Origin of the sequence: Mesorhizobium erdmanii (genome assembly GCF_013170725.1) — a bacterium.
Taxonomy (GTDB): Bacteria; Pseudomonadota; Alphaproteobacteria; order Rhizobiales; family Rhizobiaceae; genus Mesorhizobium; species Mesorhizobium erdmanii.
The window spans coordinates 2,841,242-2,859,351 of sequence record NZ_CP033361.1 but is presented as its reverse complement, the minus strand read 5'-3'; the positions used below and the strand labels follow the sequence as shown (position 1 = coordinate 2,859,351).

General features: G+C 64.2%; 16 protein-coding genes and 1 pseudogene. 8 read left to right on the top strand and 9 right to left on the bottom strand.

Features of this window, described 5'->3' with window-relative positions; all coding sequences use genetic code 11:
• Positions 1-81: 81 nt before the first annotated feature.
• Positions 82-3,972 (top strand): autotransporter domain-containing protein, encoded by a 3,891-nt coding sequence (locus EB233_RS13880; protein ID WP_155765320.1) that lies wholly within the window; start codon positions 82-84, stop codon positions 3,970-3,972.
• A gap of 73 nt (positions 3,973-4,045) precedes the next feature.
• On the opposite strand, the pseudogene EB233_RS13875 reads toward EB233_RS13880, so the two are convergent.
• Both EB233_RS13875 and plsY read right to left on the bottom strand, forming a co-directional pair.
• Positions 4,046-5,391: pseudogene (locus EB233_RS13875) on the bottom strand (putative bifunctional diguanylate cyclase/phosphodiesterase).
• Between the two features lie 775 nt (positions 5,392-6,166).
• Complete coding sequence (gene plsY, locus EB233_RS13870; protein ID WP_064989141.1) at positions 6,167-6,841, bottom strand: glycerol-3-phosphate 1-O-acyltransferase PlsY; 675 nt, start codon at positions 6,839-6,841, stop codon at positions 6,167-6,169.
• A 231-nt stretch (positions 6,842-7,072) separates the two neighbouring features.
• Between plsY and EB233_RS13865 the strand changes: the two genes are divergently transcribed.
• The 3 genes from EB233_RS13865 to EB233_RS13855 all read left to right on the top strand — a co-directional run bounded on the left by EB233_RS13865 (position 7,073) and on the right by EB233_RS13855 (position 10,204).
• Complete coding sequence (locus EB233_RS13865; protein ID WP_064989018.1) at positions 7,073-8,605, top strand: FAD-dependent monooxygenase; 1,533 nt, start codon at positions 7,073-7,075, stop codon at positions 8,603-8,605.
• Positions 8,606-8,704: 99 nt separating this feature from the next.
• The gene (locus EB233_RS13860; RefSeq protein ID WP_081294023.1) at positions 8,705-9,415 is read left to right on the top strand and encodes a hypothetical protein; all 711 of its coding nucleotides are present in this window, start codon (positions 8,705-8,707) and stop codon (positions 9,413-9,415) included.
• Positions 9,416-9,556: 141 nt separating this feature from the next.
• Positions 9,557-10,204 carry a glutathione S-transferase family protein gene (locus EB233_RS13855; protein WP_064989019.1) on the top strand — a complete coding sequence of 216 codons (648 nt, stop codon included), beginning with the start codon at positions 9,557-9,559 and terminating at the stop codon, positions 10,202-10,204.
• A gap of 11 nt (positions 10,205-10,215) precedes the next feature.
• Here EB233_RS13855 and EB233_RS13850 read toward each other — a convergent pair whose 3' ends face one another.
• The 3 genes from EB233_RS13850 to EB233_RS13840 form a co-directional block, all read right to left on the bottom strand.
• Entirely contained in the window at positions 10,216-10,386 is a 171-nt protein-coding gene (locus EB233_RS13850; RefSeq protein WP_155765321.1) for a hypothetical protein, read from the bottom strand.
• Positions 10,387-10,631: 245 nt separating this feature from the next.
• The gene (locus EB233_RS13845) at positions 10,632-10,985 is read right to left on the bottom strand and encodes a hypothetical protein (protein ID WP_155765322.1); all 354 of its coding nucleotides are present in this window, start codon (positions 10,983-10,985) and stop codon (positions 10,632-10,634) included.
• A gap of 144 nt (positions 10,986-11,129) precedes the next feature.
• The gene (locus tag EB233_RS13840; protein WP_064989021.1) at positions 11,130-11,492 is read right to left on the bottom strand and encodes a hypothetical protein; all 363 of its coding nucleotides are present in this window, start codon (positions 11,490-11,492) and stop codon (positions 11,130-11,132) included.
• A gap of 248 nt (positions 11,493-11,740) precedes the next feature.
• Between EB233_RS13840 and EB233_RS13835 the strand changes: the two genes are divergently transcribed.
• A complete protein-coding gene (locus EB233_RS13835; RefSeq protein WP_064989022.1) occupies positions 11,741-12,181 on the top strand; it encodes a lipid-binding SYLF domain-containing protein in 441 nt (146 codons plus the stop codon).
• Positions 12,182-12,255: 74 nt separating this feature from the next.
• Here the strand turns inward: EB233_RS13835 and EB233_RS13830 are convergent, their stop codons facing one another.
• Positions 12,256-13,878: an ABC-F family ATP-binding cassette domain-containing protein gene (locus EB233_RS13830; RefSeq protein WP_064989023.1), complete on the bottom strand. Its 1,623-nt coding sequence runs from the start codon at positions 13,876-13,878 to the stop codon at positions 12,256-12,258.
• 419 nt (positions 13,879-14,297) lie between these two features.
• Here EB233_RS13830 and EB233_RS13825 point away from each other — a divergent pair, with 419 nt between their 5' ends.
• The 3 genes from EB233_RS13825 (at position 14,298) to EB233_RS13815 (ending at position 15,745) form a co-directional block, all read left to right on the top strand.
• Positions 14,298-14,609 carry a hypothetical protein gene (locus EB233_RS13825; protein WP_064989024.1) on the top strand — a complete coding sequence of 104 codons (312 nt, stop codon included), beginning with the start codon at positions 14,298-14,300 and terminating at the stop codon, positions 14,607-14,609.
• 32 nt (positions 14,610-14,641) lie between these two features.
• Positions 14,642-14,983: a hypothetical protein gene (locus EB233_RS13820; RefSeq protein WP_064989025.1), complete on the top strand. Its 342-nt coding sequence runs from the start codon at positions 14,642-14,644 to the stop codon at positions 14,981-14,983.
• Between the two features lie 273 nt (positions 14,984-15,256).
• Positions 15,257-15,745, top strand: a complete 489-nt coding sequence (locus EB233_RS13815) for an RrF2 family transcriptional regulator (protein ID WP_064989026.1) — start codon at positions 15,257-15,259, stop codon at positions 15,743-15,745.
• Here EB233_RS13815 and EB233_RS13810 read toward each other — a convergent pair.
• The 3 genes from EB233_RS13810 to EB233_RS13800 all read right to left on the bottom strand — a co-directional run bounded on the left by EB233_RS13810 (position 15,728) and on the right by EB233_RS13800 (position 18,079).
• Positions 15,728-16,756 carry a mechanosensitive ion channel family protein gene (locus EB233_RS13810; protein ID WP_064989027.1) on the bottom strand — a complete coding sequence of 343 codons (1,029 nt, stop codon included), beginning with the start codon at positions 16,754-16,756 and terminating at the stop codon, positions 15,728-15,730. The genes EB233_RS13815 and EB233_RS13810 overlap by 18 nt on opposite strands.
• Positions 16,757-16,836: 80 nt before the next feature.
• On the bottom strand, positions 16,837-17,265 hold the full coding sequence (locus tag EB233_RS13805) for a cupin domain-containing protein (RefSeq protein ID WP_064989028.1): 429 nt from the start codon (positions 17,263-17,265) through the stop codon (positions 16,837-16,839).
• Positions 17,266-17,302: 37 nt separating this feature from the next.
• A complete protein-coding gene (locus EB233_RS13800; RefSeq protein WP_064989029.1) occupies positions 17,303-18,079 on the bottom strand; it encodes an SDR family oxidoreductase in 777 nt (258 codons plus the stop codon).
• Between the last annotated feature and the right edge of the window lie 31 nt (positions 18,080-18,110).

The following is an 18,110-nucleotide window of genomic DNA, read 5'->3' as shown; positions in this document are numbered from 1 at the left end:
GCTTCTCGAACCGCGAAGGTGTTCGGGAACTCTCATTCCATCTGGACTGCGGTCCTCCACCAAGCACCTGATCACCGCAGGGTGGTTGCAAACAAAGCTTGGCGTCAAGGCCTGCTCGTCTGCACCGCGCTTGCCGGCGTTGTGCTCATCGCCAACGGCGCTTTCGCGCAATCGACCGGCGGTCGTGGCGGCAACGGAAATGGCAGCAGCCAAGGTGGCTGGGGGCAGACTTTCGGTTTAACCGGCTCGCCAGGCGAGGACACCAATTTCTATGCGGGCGGCGGCGGCGGCGGCGGCGCATCGGCGGTCGGTGGTCAGGGCGGCGCGAGCGGCAACTTTGCCGGTGGTGCCGGCGGTGCAGCAGGGGCGAACGGCAATATCGGCAGTCCGCTTGGCGGGACCGGCGGCAATGGCGGTAACACCAGCTATGGCGGTGCCGGCGGCGGTGGCGGCGGCGGCAACGGCGTTCTTCTCACGTCAGGCGGCGCCCAGGTGATATCGGCCACCGGCGGCAATGGCGGCGCCGGCGGCACCGCGGAAATGGGCGCCGGCGGCGGTGGTGGCTCCGGCGGCTACGGCATCGCCGCGACCGGCGGCCCACTGTTCATCAATTCGCTGGGCACGGTGAGAGGCGGCGATGGCGGCGCCGGCGGCAATGGCGTGAGCGACGGCGGCGGCGGCGGCCATAGCGGCAGCGGCGGCGATGGCGGCGGCGGCGTCTATTTCGGATCGGCCGGGTCGAGACTCAATCTGATGGCTGGCTCGATCACCGGCGGCAATGGCGGCGCCGGAGGTGTCGGCGGATATAGCAACGGCGCCTCGGGCCGTGGCGGCAACGGCGTCGATTTTGCCGGCGCCGGCAGCAATGTTGTCGACATCGCACAAGGCACGACTATCCAGGGCGGCAATGGCGGATCGGGCGCCGCCGGCGGCGCGGGCATTTTCGGAAGCGGTATATCAGTCATCAACCGTGGCACGATCTCGGGCGGCCTCTCGAATCTTGGCGCACCCGGCGCCGTCCGGGCCGACGCCTTGATTTTCACGGGCGGCAGCAACAGCCTGACGCTCGGTGACGCCAACTCGACCGGAACGATCAACGGCAACATCGGCGTCACCGGAACACTCGCCATCGATACCGGCAAGGCGGCCGGGGTGAGCGTAACGCTCGGCAACGTCATCCATGACGCGAGCGGGGCCGGCAACGTCACCAAGGCTGGCACGGGCACATTGGTGCTGACGGGCACGAACACCTATACGGGCGGCACCACCTTCGCCGCGGGCATTCTCAATGCGGGAAGCGCCGGCGCGCTCGCAACATCCGGCGCGCTCAGCTTCACCGGCGGCACGCTGCAGTACAGCGCCTCGAACCAGACCGACTATTCGAGCCGGTTCTCGACCGCCGCCGGCCAGAAAGTCAGCGTCGACACCAACGGGCAGAACGTCACCTGGGCAGGCGACCTGACCTCCTCGGGCGGCAGCCTCACCAAATCGGGCGACGGCACGCTGACGCTTACCGGCAACAACAGCTTTGGCGGTGGCGTGACATTTGCCGGCGGGACGATCAATCTCGGCAGCGCGGGCGCACTGGGAAGCAACGGCACGCTCGCCTTCAGCACGACGGTCGTAAGCAAGCTGCAGTACAGCGCCAACAATCAGACCGACTATTCCAGCCGTATCTCGTCGGCGCCAAACCAGTATATTGGCATCGACACCAATGGCCAGAACGTCACCTTCGCCAGTTCAATAGGCGCGACTGACAGCAGGCTGGCAAAGTTCGGCGCGGGCACGCTCACATTGACCGCGGCGAATGCAACGCGACTGAGAATTGACGGTGGCTCCGTGGTGTTGAAAGGCGATGGAGGCATCGCCGGCGACGTCTACTTCACCGGCGGCGGCCTGTCGTCCGTGCTGGACATTTCGCAGACCACGTCCGGGGCGACGATCGGCGGCCTGTCCCGCCTCGGGCTCGCCGATACGGCTTCCGGAACCGTCAGGCTCGGCAGCAAGACCTTGACGATCGCCGGCTACGGCCTGGCCAGCACCTTTGTCGGCGTCATTGAAGGAACCGGGGGCGTCACATTTGCGGGTGGCGGCGCGACCTTCGGGAACACAAACACCTATACCGGCGCGACCACCGTTCAGAACGGCTATGTGGTGCTTTCCTCGGACAATGCCATCGCCGCTTCGAGCGAGCTCAATCTCACGGATGCCGGGACCGCTGTCCTGGATACGGAAACCGCGACAATTAAGACGCTGCGCGGCGATGCCAGCAGCGCCGTGTACATGCAGGACAAGCTCAAGATCACCAACGGCTCGACCGCCTATGCGGGCGTCCTTGCGGATCTCGGCGATCCCTCGGGCCTGATCGTCGCCGGCGGCAACCAGACGCTCGACGGCATCAACACCTATACCGGCACGACGACGGTCGAGGATGGCGGCACGCTGACGGTCAACGGCTCGATCGCATCGTCATCGATGACGACGGTCGAGGCGGGCGGCAGGCTGGGCGGCACCGGCACGGTCGGCAATGTCACGGTCGACGGCGGCACGCTGGCGCCGGGCAGTTCGACCGGCACGCTGACCGTGCAGGGAGACCTGTCGATGACGTCGCAATCGACCTACCTCGTGGACGTCTCGCCGGCGAATGCCACCCGCGTCGACGTCACCGGCACCGCGAGCCTCAACGGCGCGACGCTGCGGACATCCTACGCGGCCGGCAGCTACGTCGCGCGCCAATATACGATCCTGACGGCCGACGGCAGCGTCAACGGCACCTTCAGCGGGCCGGTCAGCAGCAACATACCTTTGTCGCTTTCGCAGACCGTGAGCTATGATCCCGAAGGCACCAGCATCTATCTCAACACCGAGTTGAATTTCGTCTTGCCCGGTGGCCTCAACGGCAACCAGCAGTCGGTCGCCAATGCGCTGACGGACTATTTCGACAGCACCGGCGGCATTCCGGTGGCCTTCGCGGCGCTTGGCGCGGATGGGCTTTCGCAAGCCTCCGGCGAGACCGCGACAGGCCTGCAGCAGACGACCTTCAGCGCCATGGACCAATTCCTGGGCGTTCTGGGCGACAGTTCGGTTCATGGCCGCTCTCCAGGCGGCGACATCACCGCGTCGGTCGGCGATGCGCCGTCGTCGCGCTGGACCTTATGGGCCGCCCCCTTCGGCTCCTCGCAGACCACTGATGGCGACGCCGGCCAGGGCAGCAGCAGCTTGACCACCCGGCTCTACGGCTTGGCGGGTGGTGCCGACTACCGCCTTTCGCCCGATACACTTGCCGGCTTTGCCTTCGCTGCCGGCGCTACCAACTTCAGTGTCGGCGGGTACGGCTCGGGACGAACCGACCTGTTCCAGGCCGGCGCCTTCATTCGCCACGACATCGGTGCGGGCTTTGTCGACGCATCGCTCGCCTATGGCTGGCAGGACGCGACGACGGAGCGGTCGGTCGGTGCCGACCGGCTCGAGGCGCGCCTTCACCCGCAGTCATTCGCGGGGCGCCTCGAGGGCGGCTATCGTCTCGACACGCCATGGATCGACCTGACGCCCTACGCTGCCGCGCAGTTCACAACCCTGGCGCTGCCAGCCTACGGCGAGACCGTGAAATCCGGGGCGGATACGTTCGCATTGAACTACGACTCCAAGGACATCACCGCGACCCGCGCGGAACTTGGATTGCGAACCAACACGTCCTTTGCCGTCGAGGACAAGGTGTTCACGCTGCGCGGCCGTGTCGCCTGGGCGCATGACTTCAATGCGGACCGCAACGTCACGGCCACTTTCGGCGCTTTACCCGGCGCGACCTTCGTCACCAGCGGCGCGGCGCGAGCGGCCGATGCCTTGCTGACGTCCGCTTCCGCAGAGGTGAAGTTCAACAATGGCTGGACGCTGTCGGGCACAGTCGACGGAGAGTTCTCCAAAACCACGCAGAGCTATGCAGGGCGGGGTGCCGTGCGGTACGCGTGGTAGGGAGAAGGGCGCACTGGGCCGCTTACCTGAGCAGGCGGCCCAGTGTCCCGGCGACCGTCAGCCCAGATCGCGCTTAGGCCGCGCTGCCGCTGCGGGGATCGCGCAATGGCGGCGCCGGATCGAAGATCGCTTCCGCCGCCAGTGACGTGCCGGAACGTTCCGCGTTGAAGGCCAGCGCCTCGGCCATCGGAAGCGCGGCCGAAAAGAGAAACCCTTGCGCGACCTTGCAGCCGAGCGATCGCAGGATCAGGCGATCCGCGTCCGTCTCGACGCCCTCCGCCATCACCTCGATGCCGAGCGTTTGCCCGAGATCGATGACCGCCTTGACCAGGGCTTGGTCCGCCACCGACTTGGCCAGGTCGTGCACGAAGTCCTTGTCGATCTTGATCTTGCGGATGCGGCTGTCCTTCAGCGAAACCAGGTCGAAAAGCCGGTGCCGAAATCGTCTAGCACGATCGATATGCCGGCGTCCGCCAGCCGCCCGACCTTCTCGTCGACCCGGTCGCGATCGACCGGCGCTTCTTCCGTGATCTCTATCTCCAGCATCGCCGCCGGGACGTTTCTGGCCTGCAATATGTCGAGGATCATCTCGTCGACATTGCCGGCTTCGAGCTCGCGCGGCGACAGGTTCATCGCCACGCGGACATCGTGGCGCCCGTTGCGCACCAGCTCCTCGATCATCGAGCAGCAATTGAGGAACACCGTCTCGGTCAACAGCGGCAGCAGGCCGGTCTCGCGCGCGGCGATGACGATCTCGGGCGGGGAAATGGCGCCGTGGATCGGATGGCGCCAGCGCAGCAACGCTTCGAAGCCGACGACAGTGTCGGTGTCCAGGGCAACCAGCGGCTGGAACCAGGAGCAAAGCGTGCCGGCTTCGATGGCGCTACGCAGGTCGCGCTCGATGCAGTGCTTGCGTTCGAGCGCGCTGTCGAGTTCGGCATCGAAGACGCAATATTCGTTCCTGCCGCCGCGCTTGGCCGCGTACAGCGCGAAGTCGGCCCTAAGCAGCATCTCCGTCAGTCGCGGCTTGTCCGACTGATAGATGCCGATCGATGCGCCGACACGCACTGACCTCAACGCCGGATCCGGATTGGCGATGGCCGCGATGATCCGCGATGCGAGCCCGTCAGCCGGATGCGCAGCCCCGCCGGCGGGAAACAGCAGCACGAACTCGTCGCCGCCGATGCGCGCGATCGTCGCCCCTTTCGGCGCGTGGTCCTCTATCCCGCGCGCCACCTTGACCAGCAGCTCGTCGCCGATGTTGTGACCGTAGGTGTCGTTGACGGATTTGAAGCCGTCGAGGTCGATCAGCATGGCGACGAACGGACCGTCGGCCAGTCTGAGCCGGGAGATGGCGTGCTCGAGCCCATGCCTGTTGAGCAGGTTGGTCAGCGGGTCGCGCCTGGAGTTCCGTTCCATCTCGGCGGCGAACGCCCTTGCCTCGTATTTGAGGCGGCTCGTCTCGCGAAAGCGGAACTGTCCCAGAAGCGCGCTTCTGATCATACCGCCAAGAAAGATCACGATCGTGAAGGCGAGCACATAATTTTCGACACCACCTTTCGCCAGCACGCATCCGGCGGCGATCACGAGCGGCAGCGTTATGAAGTTGATCGAGGCCGGCGCGTAGGATGTCCCGTAGGTGACCGAACCGGCCGTCGTGCCCGCGAGCACGATCAGATAGAGCGATGCCTGGGGCGTCGTGTATCCGTTCGTCAGCAGCGCCAGGCAGGACCAGGCGATTCCAGACGCAAGGGCCAGCATGCCATAGCGGGAAAGCCGGGCGGCGACCGCCTTCGGCCGGCTTTGGGCGGTGTCCAGCCGGGCCAGGGGAAGCGCCAGACGCGCACCATTCAGCGCGCTGACAGCGGCGAACCACGGCACCGCCGCAAAACCGCCGCCCGACAGCAAATGCACGGCCAGGATCAGGGCCGACAGCACCGTGCCGATGGGCATGGAGATGAATATGCCCTTGCGCAGATCGGCCAGCTGATCGCGCAGGATGCCGGCTGCCACGGCTTCGCCCTGCCCCTCGGAAGTGGAGCCCGCAACCAGCCGCTCGAAATGCCCTGCCATGACCCAGCGTTAGGGCAGCGGAGTGAAAATCGTGTTAAGGATTTCAGCGGTTTACGGCGCGATTTTCGATTAAAGCCCGTGACGGTGCGTGTCCGAACAAGACGGTCAGTCCGCCGACGATCTATATCAGCTGCCCCGCTTTCGCTTCCGGGCTGTTTTGGCCCGGGCGCGGCTCCCTTCCGTTGAGCAGCCGCCGGATGTTGGCGCGATGGCGCGCGATCACGTAGAGCCCGCCGGCAATCACCAGCAGCCGGTAGGGCAAAGGCTGATCCATGGCACAGACGAGGACGATCGCCGTCAACGCCGCCAGCATCGAACTCAGGGAAACGATCCTCGATACCGCCAGCACGGCGCAAAAGACCGCCCCGGCCCCCAGGCCGATCGGCCACGACAGTGCCAGCAGCACGCCCAGCCCCGTCGCCGCCGATTTGCCGCCGGTGAAATTCAGCCAGATCGAACGGCCATGCCCCAGCAACACCGCAAGTCCGGCGAGGCAGACGGCCCAGGGCACAAGGCTTTGCAGGTCAAGCCCTGCCGGCGGCGTCAGAAACGGCAATGCATAGAGCCAGCGCGCAAACACGATCGCCGCCACGCCTTTCAGCACATCGACCAGCAGCACCGTAAGGGCAGGCCCTTTGCCGAGGGTCCGCAAAACATTGGTTGCGCCGGTCGATCGGGAGCCATGCTCCCGGATATCGATGCCCTTGAGCACTTTGCCCGCCAGATAGCCCGTGGGCGTGGAACCGAGGAGATAGGCGACCGCCAATCCGGCCACGCTCGCCATCCGGAAGATCATCACGTTCACCCTGTTGCGCACCAATCGCCACCCCCTTATATAGCCGCTGTCGGAAAAGGCAGAGTTGGTTCGGTAAGCCCAACTCCTCTCGGTAACGGGAGCTCTGGTCTTTGGCTTCGTGCACGAGATCCCCACGACGAACAGCGGACGCTGACAAGCGTCCAGTCGTTCGTCCGTGTGGCTCCCAACTCGAGGAACGCTCCGGTCGAACATCGGCCAAAGGAGTAGTTCATGCACAACCCGATTCCCTATGATGTCGTCATTGCCGGCGCCGGCCCGGTCGGCCTGTTTCTCGCCTGCGAACTGCGTCTCGCAAACCTTTCCGTCCTGGTGCTGGAGCAGGCCGAGAACCCCAGCTCTGCGTTGAAGCGACTCCCCTTCGGCATGCGCGGCTTGACCGTGCCCAGCATCGAGGCCTTTCATCGTCGCGGCCTGCTGGACGATATTGCGCCGCCCGCCAACGATGGCTCCGGCGACGGCAAACTGGCCGCCGCCCACTGGATGCGGCAGCCGCGCCGCCCGGGCGGCCATTTCGCCGGCATCCAGTTCTACCTCGACGCTGTCGACACCTCGCAATGGCGCTATCGCCTGCCAGGCCCGGCGGGTGCCGGCATGGCGGTCGAGATGGAGTGTTTGGAAATCGTGCTGGCCGCGCGCGCGGTCGCAATGGGCGTCGAGATCAGGCGCGGCCTCGGCGTCGACGGTTTTGGCCAGTCGGACGAGGACGTCACCATCCGCGCCGGTGGCGAGATTTTTCACGCAAGCTGGCTGGTCGGCTGCGATGGCGGCCGCAGTACGGTTCGCAAGCTTGGCGGCTTTGCCTTCACCGGCACCGATGCCGAATTCACCGGCTATTCCGCTGAAGTCGAACTGGCCGATCCGGACACACTCAGCCCAGGCCGCCACTACACGCCGACGGGCATGTACACCTACTCCCGGCCAGGCACGATCGCCATGGTCGAGTTCGACGGCGCCGCTTTCCACCGCACCGCGGCGATCACACCAGAGCATGTGCAAGCGGTGCTGCGCCGCGTGTCCGGCGCGGACGTCACCGTGACCGCCCTCCATCTCGCCACCACCTGGACCGATCGTGCCTACCAGGCGACCGCCTACCGAAATGGCAGAGTGCTGCTCGCCGGCGATGCCGCGCACATCCATTCGCCGCTGGGCGGCCAGGGCCTCAATCTCGGCCTCGGCGATGCGACGAACCTCGGCTGGAAGCTCGCCGCCACCATCCGTGGCGACGCGCCGGCCGGGCTTCTCGACAGCTATTTCGATGAACGACATCCGGTCGGCGCCCAAATCCTCGACTGGTCGCGCGCCCAGGTCGCGCTGATGCGGCCGAACCGCGGTTCGCGCGCGCTCGAAGCCATCATCCGCGACCTCATCGACACGCGTGACGGCGCGACCTACTTCGCCGAACGCGTCTGGGGCGTCACCCTCCGCTACGATCTTGGCGGCAGCCATCCGCTGGTCGGCCGCAGCGCGCCCGATTTCGAACTGGCCGACGGGACGAGGCTCGGCGAACGCCTGAGGAGCGGCCAAGGCCTGCTGCTGGATTTCGATGCCCACCCTCCCCTTCGGGCGCTGGTGAACCGCTGGGGCGGCCGGATCAGCTACGTCGCGGAGAATGCCAAGGACAGGCTCGGCCTGAGCGCCCTGCTCGTGCGTCCGGATGGCGTCGTCGCCTGGGCTGCCGATGCCGAGCCTGATCTTGAGGGATCTGCCGAGGCGGCGTCGAAGTGGTTTGGCGAACGCGACTAGCCGCCCACATGTGCTAGAGGAACCGTTTGAGCATGGTTTCGGTTGTCTGCTGTGAGAACTGTCGTTCCACGAAGGCCACTGATGAGCGAACATGGAAACATGGTAGCCAAGAAGCGCCACTCCCTGCGGAAGATCCTGAGCGGCATCGTTGCGGCAATTGCCGCCGCGCCTGATCGCACATCCGAGCGGGCCGTGAGCACCGCGAAGGCGTCAGTGGTCGCCGAATGGCCGCTGCCGCCATCGGCAACGCTTGGCTCCTCCTTGCGCCTGAAGGGGATCGAACGCGAGATTCGAGCCCGGCTGCCGTGGGCCGTGAGGAAGTTTGCCAAGGCTGATACCGGCCGCATCGTATTGCGCATGTTGAAAACCGAAGCGGATGCGTTCCAGGCCGCCTCTGAAACCATCTCCAGGACACTGGCGGGCATCGAAACGCTGGCCGTGCTTCCGCGGGAGGCAGAAGACATCCTTACCATCTCCGCCCGCGAGCGTCACAAATGGCTGAAGGACGGTCGCCTGAAGAGCATCGGCACGCGCACCGTGAAGATGCGCGGGCGATCCAAGGCCGTCACCTTCCATGTTTTCGATCCACGCCACATCGAGGACATTCTCGATCGTGACCTGGCTAGCGCGTGGCGGGAGGAAGATGTGCGGGAAGCGTCCGAGAACAGGCGGCGCGGTGCCGGCAAAGCCGCGCTGACGCGCGCGGGAAAGCGAGAGCGCAAGTCTCGCAACGCAGGGAATTCGCGAAAGGATGATGCTCCACGGCTGGAGGGCTGGGACAGTTTCGAGGCGGAAGGCCTGCTTCGCTAGAACCCAGGGCGCATTCCTTCGGTTCGGGCCGCGAAATCCAATGGCCGAAAAACGAGATAGCTTGTCGGGAATGAAGCCGACCGTTCGTCCTCTGGGTGCCACCTAGATCCAGACACACCGAACCAGCCACCGGAGCCTTCCATGACCCCCATAATCACTGCCTTTGAACGCTCGCCCGATGGCGGCAAGGGACTGGCGCGCGACACGCGCGTTCGCTGGGCGCTCGAAGAAGTGGGGCAGCCCTATGAGGTTCGTCTCGTTTCGTTCGCACAGATGAAGGCGCCTGGCCATCTGGCCATCCATCCCTTCGGCCAGATCCCCACCTATGAGGAAGGATCTCTATGCCTGTTCGAGACCGGCTCGATCGTCTTCCATCTCGCCGAAAAGCATGCCGGCCTGTTGCCTGGGGACCGCGATGCCCGCGCCCGTGCCATCACCTGGATGTTTGCCGCCCTCAACACCGTCGAGCCGCCGGTCCTCGACTTGACGACGGCACGAATATTCGAAGCCGATAAGCCTTGGAGCGCGGAACGCCTGCCATTGGTGAAGGACCGCGTTCGCGCGACGCTGGACAAGCTCTCGGTCTACCTCGGCGCCGCCGACTGGCTCGATGGTGCGTTCAGCGCCGGCGATCTCTTGATGGTGTCGGTGCTGCTGCGCCTGAGAATGTCGGGCATTCTGGACGAATATGAAAACCTGGCTGCCTATGTGGCGCGCGGTGAAGCCCGGCCCGCTTACGGCAGGGCTTTCGCCGCGCAATTTGCGGTCAATGCCCCATCGGCCAGCTGACACTATCGAAATCAGCGATCCTGCGACCAGGCCCCCAGGCCTGCCATGTCGGTCAGACGGATCGCTGCCAGAGTGTCGAGTTCTTTCGAGATCGGAGTTGGGCGGGTGCTCTGCGGTTCGGGTTCGCTCTTCGCGGTCGTGGGGCGGGCTTGGCCAATCATGGCTCGAACGGCAGTCAGCATGTGCGATGTCCCTTCGCTTGTCCTGATGCCAACAACTTCACCGGCGCATTTACGTTCCAAAGGCTTGGGGACAAAAACGCTCGCCCAGGCCGATCTTCCCGGATGCAGAGCAGCTTGTCGGATACGAGCCGGTTAAACTGCCGCGGTCGCTGCCGGTCGTTCAAGACCTTGCTTGGTTCGAGGAATCCCGCCTGTAGAGCCGATGGAGCGGACATGAATCAGCCGGCCGATCCACTGTCCGATCATCACTGACCGTCCGCATCGTAGGCAGCAACGTGCGCGATCAGAGCTTCTGCCAATGTCTTTGGATCGCGAATGACGAAGTTGACTGTTGCCTCTCCGCATTCGAATGCGAGGATCGTCGGAGTTTCGGGACGGTCAATGCGTTCGACGCTGACCCGTGTCGGCTTCACAGCCAACCAGTTCTGTCTCTCAACGGGGTTGAATTTTTGCGATATTGCAGACCCGAGCAAATTCATCACGAAGTCAGAAATTTCGTTGGGATCGAGGTTTATTCGGTACACGGGTTTGGGGTTTTTCCCGTCTGTGCCTGAGACGCGAACTTTGCCTTCGTTCGTTGAGCTGGAGTAGAGTCTCATCTGTTTCCAACCTTCTCTGACCAACAATCGTAACAGCAGCGCCTGTCACAGTTCGTATCATCGGCGGCAATGTCCGCGATCTATCCAATACCGAGGCGAACCTGCTGCCGGAAGACAGGGAACAGATAGACTGCCAACCAATGCCTACGGATACTTCGCCTTTGCGACCGCCGGGCTCTGATCGTCCTGCAATTCCTCCGGCAGCGGCAGGCTCGAGCATTGCAGGTGCACGTCGCGGGCGAACCGCTTGCGCTGCTTCTGCTCGGCCTCCTTGGTGGCCGCGATAATGCCCAGCCCGTAGGGGCCAAGTGCCGCGAATTCCCAACCCGGGTGAAGTTTTTCACGAGCCTGATAGTCGGAAGCCGCCGTGCGGGCCTGCTGGCATTGCGGCGATGCCCATTTCGGGTCCTGCGGCGAAAGCGACGCGCCATAATCGACCGGGGATGTCGCGCACCCGCCCAATGTCACCGCCAATGCGGACATTGCAATTTCTAGCGCAATTCTCATCCACGAGCCCTGTCGTTACCGTCCCATTCTCCGCTGCCCGGCCGGCATCCGGGCCGCGCCAATCACGTATGCGCGATGTCTGGCTCCAGCGGCTTGCCACACGCCTCGCTTCGTGTCGATCTTCCCGCGGTCGGAATCAGGCCGCGCGCCTGGAACCAAATGACAGGCGAGACAGTTCAGTTGTAACTTTGACACAGCGCTGACGCGCCCGATCGATCGGGCAAACAGTGATTTTGAGGAGCTCCATCATGCAGATTTCGTCCGGATTTCGATCGATCGCGGTTGCCGCCATGGCCATGGCGGGCGTCAGCCTTGCCACCGCCGCGCATGCGGACAGCGGCACGATCCGCTTCTCCGTCTACAAGGCTGCCTTCTTCGTCGGCGGTTCCGGTGGCGAAGGCACGTTCACCTTCCACGGCAAGACCTATCCCATCTCGATCGGCGGCGTGTCGGGTGGCCTCGCCTTCGGCGTTTCCAAGACCTATTTCCATGGCACCGTGCGCCACATTAGGCGCGCTCGGGATGTGACGGGAGTCTATGGCGCGGCGGGCGGCGGCGGCACGATCGGTAAAGGCGCCCAGGTTATCCTCATGACCAATGACAAGGGCGCCCAGCTCGAACTCACCGGCAAGCAGGTGGGCCTGCAGGTCAATGCCGATCTGAGCGGCATGGCCATCTCGCTGCGGTAAAGCTCGACATCCTCAAGGCGCGTCGCGGCGAAACGAATGCACGCGACGCGCTTTCAAGCATGATCCCGGAAAAGTTAGCTCCTTAGCCCCGGCGCTTCCTGCCCCGTCCTCTCCACATATTCCGTGTAGCCGCCGCCATAGGTGTGGATGCCTTCCGGCGTCAGTTCCAGCACGCGGTTCGAAAGTGCTGCCAGGAAATGCCGGTCGTGCGACACGAACAGCATCGTTCCCTCATATTGTAACAGCGCCTCGATCAGCATCTGCTTGGTGGCGATGTCGAGGTGGTTGGTCGGCTCGTCCAGCACCAGCAGATTGGGCGGGTCGAACAGCATCAGCGCCATCACCAGCCGTGCCTTTTCGCCGCCTGACAGGACGCGGCATTTCTTCTCGATCTCGTCGCCGGAAAAGCCGAAGCAGCCGGCGAGCGCCCTGAGCGGCGCTTGGCCTGCCTGCGGGAAATTGTCCTCCAGCGTCTGGAACACGGTGCGCTCGCCTTCGAGCAGTTCCATGGCGTGCTGGGCGAAATAGCCCATTTTCACGCTCGGCCCGCGCGCCACCGTGCCGGTGTCGGGATCGGAAGCACCGGCCACCAGCTTGAGCAGCGTCGACTTGCCCGCGCCGTTGACGCCCATGATGCACCAGCGTTCGCGGCGGCGGACCTGGAAGTCGAGCCCCTCATAGATGCTGCGGCTGCCATAGGCCTTGTGCACGTTCTTCAAGGTGACGACATCCTCGCCGCAGCGCGGCGCCGGCTGGAACTCGAAATTGACGATCTGGCGGCGCTTGGGCGGTTCGACGCGGTCGATCTTGTCGAGCTTCTTCACCCGGCTCTGCACTTGTGCGGCGTGGGAAGCGCGCGCCTTGAAGCGCTCGATGAAGGCGATCTCCTTGGCCAGCATCGCCTGCTGGCGTTCGAACTGCGCCTGCTGCTGCTTGTCGGCGATCGCCCGCTGCTGCTGGTAGAATTCATAATTGCCGGAATAGGCGGCGAGCGAGCCGGCATCGATCTCGACGATCTTGTTGACGATGCGGTTCATGAACTCGCGGTCGTGCGAGGTCATCAGCAGCGCGCCGTCATAGCCTTTCAGGAACTGTTCGAGCCAGATCAGGCTTTCGAGATCGAGATGGTTCGACGGTTCGTCGAGCAGCATCACATCGGGCCGCATCAACAGGATGCGGGCCAGCGCCACGCGCATCTTCCAGCCGCCGGAGAGCTTGCCGACATCGCCGTCCATCATCTCTTGCGAAAAGCCGAGGCCATCCAGCACTTCGCGGGCGCGGCCGTCGAGCGCATAGCCGTCGAGCTCCTCGAAGCGGTGCTGCGCCTCGCCATATTTCTCGATGATCTCGTCCATCCTGTCGGCCTGGTCGGGATCGGCCATCGCCGCTTCCAGTTCCGCCATCTCGGCCGCCACGTCGCTGACCGGCCCGGCGCCGTTCATCACTTCGGCGACGGCGCTATGGCCCGCCATGTCGCCGACATCCTGGCTGAAATAGCCGATGGTGACGCCGCGATCGACCTGCACCTGGCCCTCGTCCGGCTGCTCCTGGCTGGTGATCATGCGAAACAGGGTCGTCTTGCCGGCGCCGTTCGGGCCGACAAGGCCAACCTTCTCGCCCTTCTGCAGCGAGGCCGACGCCTCGATGAAGACAAGCTGACGGCCATTCTGCTTGCTGATGCTTTCAAGTCTGATCATGCGGCTTCCGGCGGAATTGGACCTTTGGGAGGATTTCCCCGGGGCCATACGCGAAGCACCACGGCAAAGGAAGAGGCACAAGCGCCGCAGATAGAGCTGATCTCCCCACTTGTGGGGGAGATGGCCGGGAGGCCAGAGGGGGGCGCTGGCCCGCCGACGTCTCCGTCAATGACAAATCACGGCAGTCCATCGTTTGGTTCCCAGTTCACCCAGGCTAAGCAGGGCCGCGTTCCTTCACGCCCCCCTCTGCCCTGCCGGGCATCTCCCCCACGAGGGGGAAGATCGGCAGCTCGCCCAGACACACTCCAGAAACAAGATTCAACATGCGGGAAAAACTGGCGAAAAGATCCTCAGTCATAACCATCCTCGTAGCAGCCGAACAGCGGCCGCCACAGCAACGCAAAGGGATGCTGCCTCCAATGCAACGACGTTCGACCGGATGGATGGGTGCCCTATCAGGCATTTCGCTCGCCATGATCGCGGTCGCGCAGTCGGGTGCGGAAGCGGCGGTCACCCGGAGCGAATATTGCAGCCGGCTCGGTCTTCAACTCGACGGAGCCATCCGGACCAAAGCCGAACCCGGTGCCAGTGCGAGCCAGATCGCGCAGGCAACGGCACTCCAGGACAAGGCAAACCGGTTCTGTTCCGAGCGCAAGCAGGCGCAAGGCATCCGGACCTACGCCAACGCCCTGAAACTTCTAGGCGTGACACCTGTCGACCTCGACCAGTGACAGCAATTATCAACGTTGAAGGAAAGCCTATCATGAACAAGCCCCTGCTCTCCGCCCTCGGCCTGGCCATTGCGCTTGGTCTGGCCATGCCGGTCGTCGGCGCCAGCACCGCCAACGCGGCGGCCACGACCACCACCACGACGACCGCGCCCGCGACTGCCCCGGCGGCAGCAGCGACGACCCCGGCGGCGACCCCGGCTGCCGTGGATGCGGTGAAGAAGCCGGTCAAGGCCGCGCATAAACACCACAGGCATCACCGCCACCACAACAAGCACCGCAAGCACGGCCACAAGCACGTCGCCAGAAAGCACACCCACAGGCACACCCACAAGCATCACAGGAAGCACGCCCACAAGCACGCCAAGGCGGCTTGAGCTTTCGGAATTTCTTTGACCTCCTTCTCACTTCCTCCCGGGAAAGGCCGCCACTCGCAGAAAGCGAGGGCGGCTTTTTCTTGCGTTCACTCGAGGCCGGACCGACAAGCCGGACGTATGCAAAAACAGGCACTTGCAGCGGTTCCGCGATTCAGATCGCGAACCCCTCACGTCACCTTGAGCGCCGCCCGGCCGGTAGTTTACAGCGATCTCAAATAGGGATATTTCATATCCTTAATAAAGTTCGGTCGGCATCGACCCCGGAACCCGTGGATGATCCTGAAAAGCCAAGTCGAATGGGCGCTGCACTGCTGCGCCATTCTCGCCGGCCTGCCCGAAGGCCGCTATCTCTCGACAAAGGCGCTTGCCGAGTTTCACGGCCTTCCCAAGGAATATCTGTCCAAGGCGCTGCAAAGCCTGTCGCAGGCCGGCCTGGTTCATACGACTCTCGGTCCGTCGGGAGGATACAGGCTGGCGCGCGCGCCCGCCGAGATTACCTTCCTGGAGATTGTCGAAGCGGTGGAAGGCAAGGCGCGGACATTCGTGTGCAACAACATCCGCGCGAACAACCCTTGCCGCCCGAAGGGCTATTGCGAAAGCGGCCCTTGCGCGGTGTCGCGCATCATGTGGGAAGCCGACGAGGCCTGGCGTGCGAAATTGCGGGGCGTCAGGCTTTCCGATCTCACCGAAGCGTTGGCGCAGGAGATTCCGCCGGAGCTTTGGAAGAACAGCTTCGAATGGGTGCTAGAGCGCGCCGGATGAACGTGGACGCACGAGCGTCGCGGGGGGCGGCTCCCTGATCGCGCAGGGCACGCTCGCATAGCTCTGCGGCGGCATTGCCAGCGCAAGGCCGTTCGCCTCGCAATGGCGGTAAACGAGGTCGATCACTTCGTTCCTCGCGGCCAGCCTGTCACCTGGACCGGCCACCCAAAACAGCAGATCGATCCCGATCGCCGTGGCGTCGATGTCCTTGAGCGCGACCAGCGGCGCCGGCTCCCTGACGATCCGTTCGCAACTCCGCAGCGCCGCCTGCATGACCCCCTCGACGACGTGCGGCGCGTGCGCGGCCGCGATGCGCACGGTCAGGCTCATCTGCAGCGTCGCATCCGGACGGCTGAGATTGGTCAGGCTGAGCTTCGCCAGCACGCCGTTGGGAAGGACGACGATGTTGCCGGCGCCAGTGAGCAGATGCGTGGAGCGCCAAGTCGTTTCGACGACGCGCCCTTCCGTGCCGTCGATCAGCATGATCCAGTCTCCGAGCGCGTAGGGTCGGCCCAGTGTCAGCGCGATGCCTGAGAAGACATCGCCAAGCGTGTTCTGCAGCGCAAGCCCGGCGATGACGGCAACCACGCCCGACGTTGCCACGAGCGTTCCGATCGGAGCTCCGAAGACGAAGCCTGTTATCGACAGCGCCACGCCGAGATAGATGGCGGCGACGACAAGGTCCTGGAGCAGGCGCGCTTCCCGCGGCCGGTGTTCCAGGACGACGTAGAGGCGCACAAAGCCGACAAGCGTCCAGGCAAGATGCGTCCACCACAGGACGCGCGCGGACCTCGCCAGATACGCGCCGGCACCCTGGAGATCGGTCTCGACCACCTGGTGCGGCAGGATACCGCTGAGGTAGAGCACGGCGGTCATCCCGGTGAAGAACAGGATCTGGACGATCAGCCGGGCCATCGGACGCCCACGCCCTTGGACAAGCCACACGACGATGCCGGCAAGCCCCAGAAGGTTGATCAGGACCAGAGCCAGGGAATGGTCTTCGCCTAACATGGGCTCACCGACATGATCTAGAGCAAGGGCCGGACGTGGCGCCCGGCTCTTGCCCGTTGCTTGTTGACCGGATAGGTCAGTTACTTCTTGGCCGGATAGGTCAGTTCCTTCTGGGCGGTATCGACCACGAAGACCGCCAGCAGTTTTGCCGGTTCGGTCTTGCTGCCGTTCTCGCTCACGCTGTGACGATCGCCAGGCATTTCGGAAAAGCTCTCGCCGGCCTTGTAGACCTTGACCGGACCATCATTGACCTGGCTGCGGATCGAGCCTTCCAGAACCGTCGCGTAGATGAAGGCGGAACTCGGATGGGTATGCGCCGGCGAGGTACCGCCGGGGCCATACTCGACGAGGATGCCCTTGATGCTCTTGCCCGGCACATTCGGCAATGCATGCTCATAGACAAGGGTGACCTTGGCCGCCTTCTCGCCAGCGCGAGTGGCCTGCGTGGCGCCGGCCGGGTTGGCCATGGCCGCCGTCACGACGAGGGCGGCGACGATCGACTTGATCATTTGAAAGCTCCTTTTTCCATTGAACGGTATCCCGGGCCTAGGCCGCCGCGTTTGCTGGCGGTGATTTCCGTGCCGAGGCGGCGAACCACTGCTCGAACGTGATGTGGCCAAGGCGCGGATTGTTGTCGGAGACCAGCGAAGTGTCGTTCAGCCGCGCGCCGAAATAGAGCGCCTCCGGATCGGCCATGACCTCGCGAGGATCCCCGACAGCCTTGAGGTAGCGGGCGACCAGTTCGCTCATCCGCACACGGTCAGACCCCGAGATCTCGATCATGCCGTTGATCGGCGCGGCGAGCGCGACCTCGGCCATCACGTCGGCGACGTCATCGGATGCGATCGGCTGCACATAGGCTGGCGAAAGATGCACGGCCTCGCCCACCGTGCCCGACTTGGCGATGCCGGCCAGGAACTCCATGAACTGCGTCGAATGAACGATGGTGTAGGGAATGCCGGACGCCCTGATCAGGTTTTCCTGGACAAGCTTGGCGCGGAAATAGCCGCAGTCCTGCAGGCGTTCGGTGCCGACGATCGAAAGCGCGATATGATGCCTGACGCCCGCGGCCTTGCCGGCGGTGAGCAGGTTGCGGCCCGACGTCGTGAAGAAGTCCATCGATGCCTTGTCCTCGAAGGACGGCGAGTTGGCGAGATCAATCACCACTTCGGCGCCTTCGAGTGCCTCCCGCAGGCCTTCGCCGGTGATGGTATTGACGCCGGTATTTGGTGCCGCCGCGATCACCTCGACACCCTGCTTGCGCAGGCGTTCAGTGGTCTTGGAACCGATGAGGCCGGTGCCTCCGATAATGACGATTTTCATGATAGTCTCCGTTTGCGGCCGCGATCTCGCG

What these genes read in the sequence shown, in the direction of transcription:
- EB233_RS13800 (WP_064989029.1), bottom strand. Translation starts at nt 18,079, where the DNA reads ATGAAAATCGTCATTATCGGAGGCACCGGCCTCATCGGTTCCAAGACC.
- EB233_RS13815 (WP_064989026.1), top strand. Translation starts at nt 15,257, where the DNA reads ATGATCCTGAAAAGCCAAGTCGAATGGGCGCTGCACTGCTGCGCCATT.
- EB233_RS13840 (WP_064989021.1), bottom strand. Translation starts at nt 11,492, where the DNA reads ATGAGAATTGCGCTAGAAATTGCAATGTCCGCATTGGCGGTGACATTG.
- EB233_RS13805 (WP_064989028.1), bottom strand. Translation starts at nt 17,265, where the DNA reads ATGATCAAGTCGATCGTCGCCGCCCTCGTCGTGACGGCGGCCATGGCC.
- EB233_RS13845 (WP_155765322.1), bottom strand. Translation starts at nt 10,985, where the DNA reads ATGAGACTCTACTCCAGCTCAACGAACGAAGGCAAAGTTCGCGTCTCA.
- EB233_RS13860 (WP_081294023.1), top strand. Translation starts at nt 8,705, where the DNA reads ATGGTAGCCAAGAAGCGCCACTCCCTGCGGAAGATCCTGAGCGGCATC.
- EB233_RS13835 (WP_064989022.1), top strand. Translation starts at nt 11,741, where the DNA reads ATGCAGATTTCGTCCGGATTTCGATCGATCGCGGTTGCCGCCATGGCC.
- EB233_RS13865 (WP_064989018.1), top strand. Translation starts at nt 7,073, where the DNA reads ATGCACAACCCGATTCCCTATGATGTCGTCATTGCCGGCGCCGGCCCG.
- EB233_RS13850 (WP_155765321.1), bottom strand. Translation starts at nt 10,386, where the DNA reads ATGCTGACTGCCGTTCGAGCCATGATTGGCCAAGCCCGCCCCACGACC.
- EB233_RS13825 (WP_064989024.1), top strand. Translation starts at nt 14,298, where the DNA reads ATGCAACGACGTTCGACCGGATGGATGGGTGCCCTATCAGGCATTTCG.
- EB233_RS13820 (WP_064989025.1), top strand. Translation starts at nt 14,642, where the DNA reads ATGAACAAGCCCCTGCTCTCCGCCCTCGGCCTGGCCATTGCGCTTGGT.
- EB233_RS13855 (WP_064989019.1), top strand. Translation starts at nt 9,557, where the DNA reads ATGACCCCCATAATCACTGCCTTTGAACGCTCGCCCGATGGCGGCAAG.
- plsY (WP_064989141.1), bottom strand. Translation starts at nt 6,841, where the DNA reads ATGATCTTCCGGATGGCGAGCGTGGCCGGATTGGCGGTCGCCTATCTC.
- EB233_RS13830 (WP_064989023.1), bottom strand. Translation starts at nt 13,878, where the DNA reads ATGATCAGACTTGAAAGCATCAGCAAGCAGAATGGCCGTCAGCTTGTC.
- EB233_RS13810 (WP_064989027.1), bottom strand. Translation starts at nt 16,756, where the DNA reads ATGTTAGGCGAAGACCATTCCCTGGCTCTGGTCCTGATCAACCTTCTG.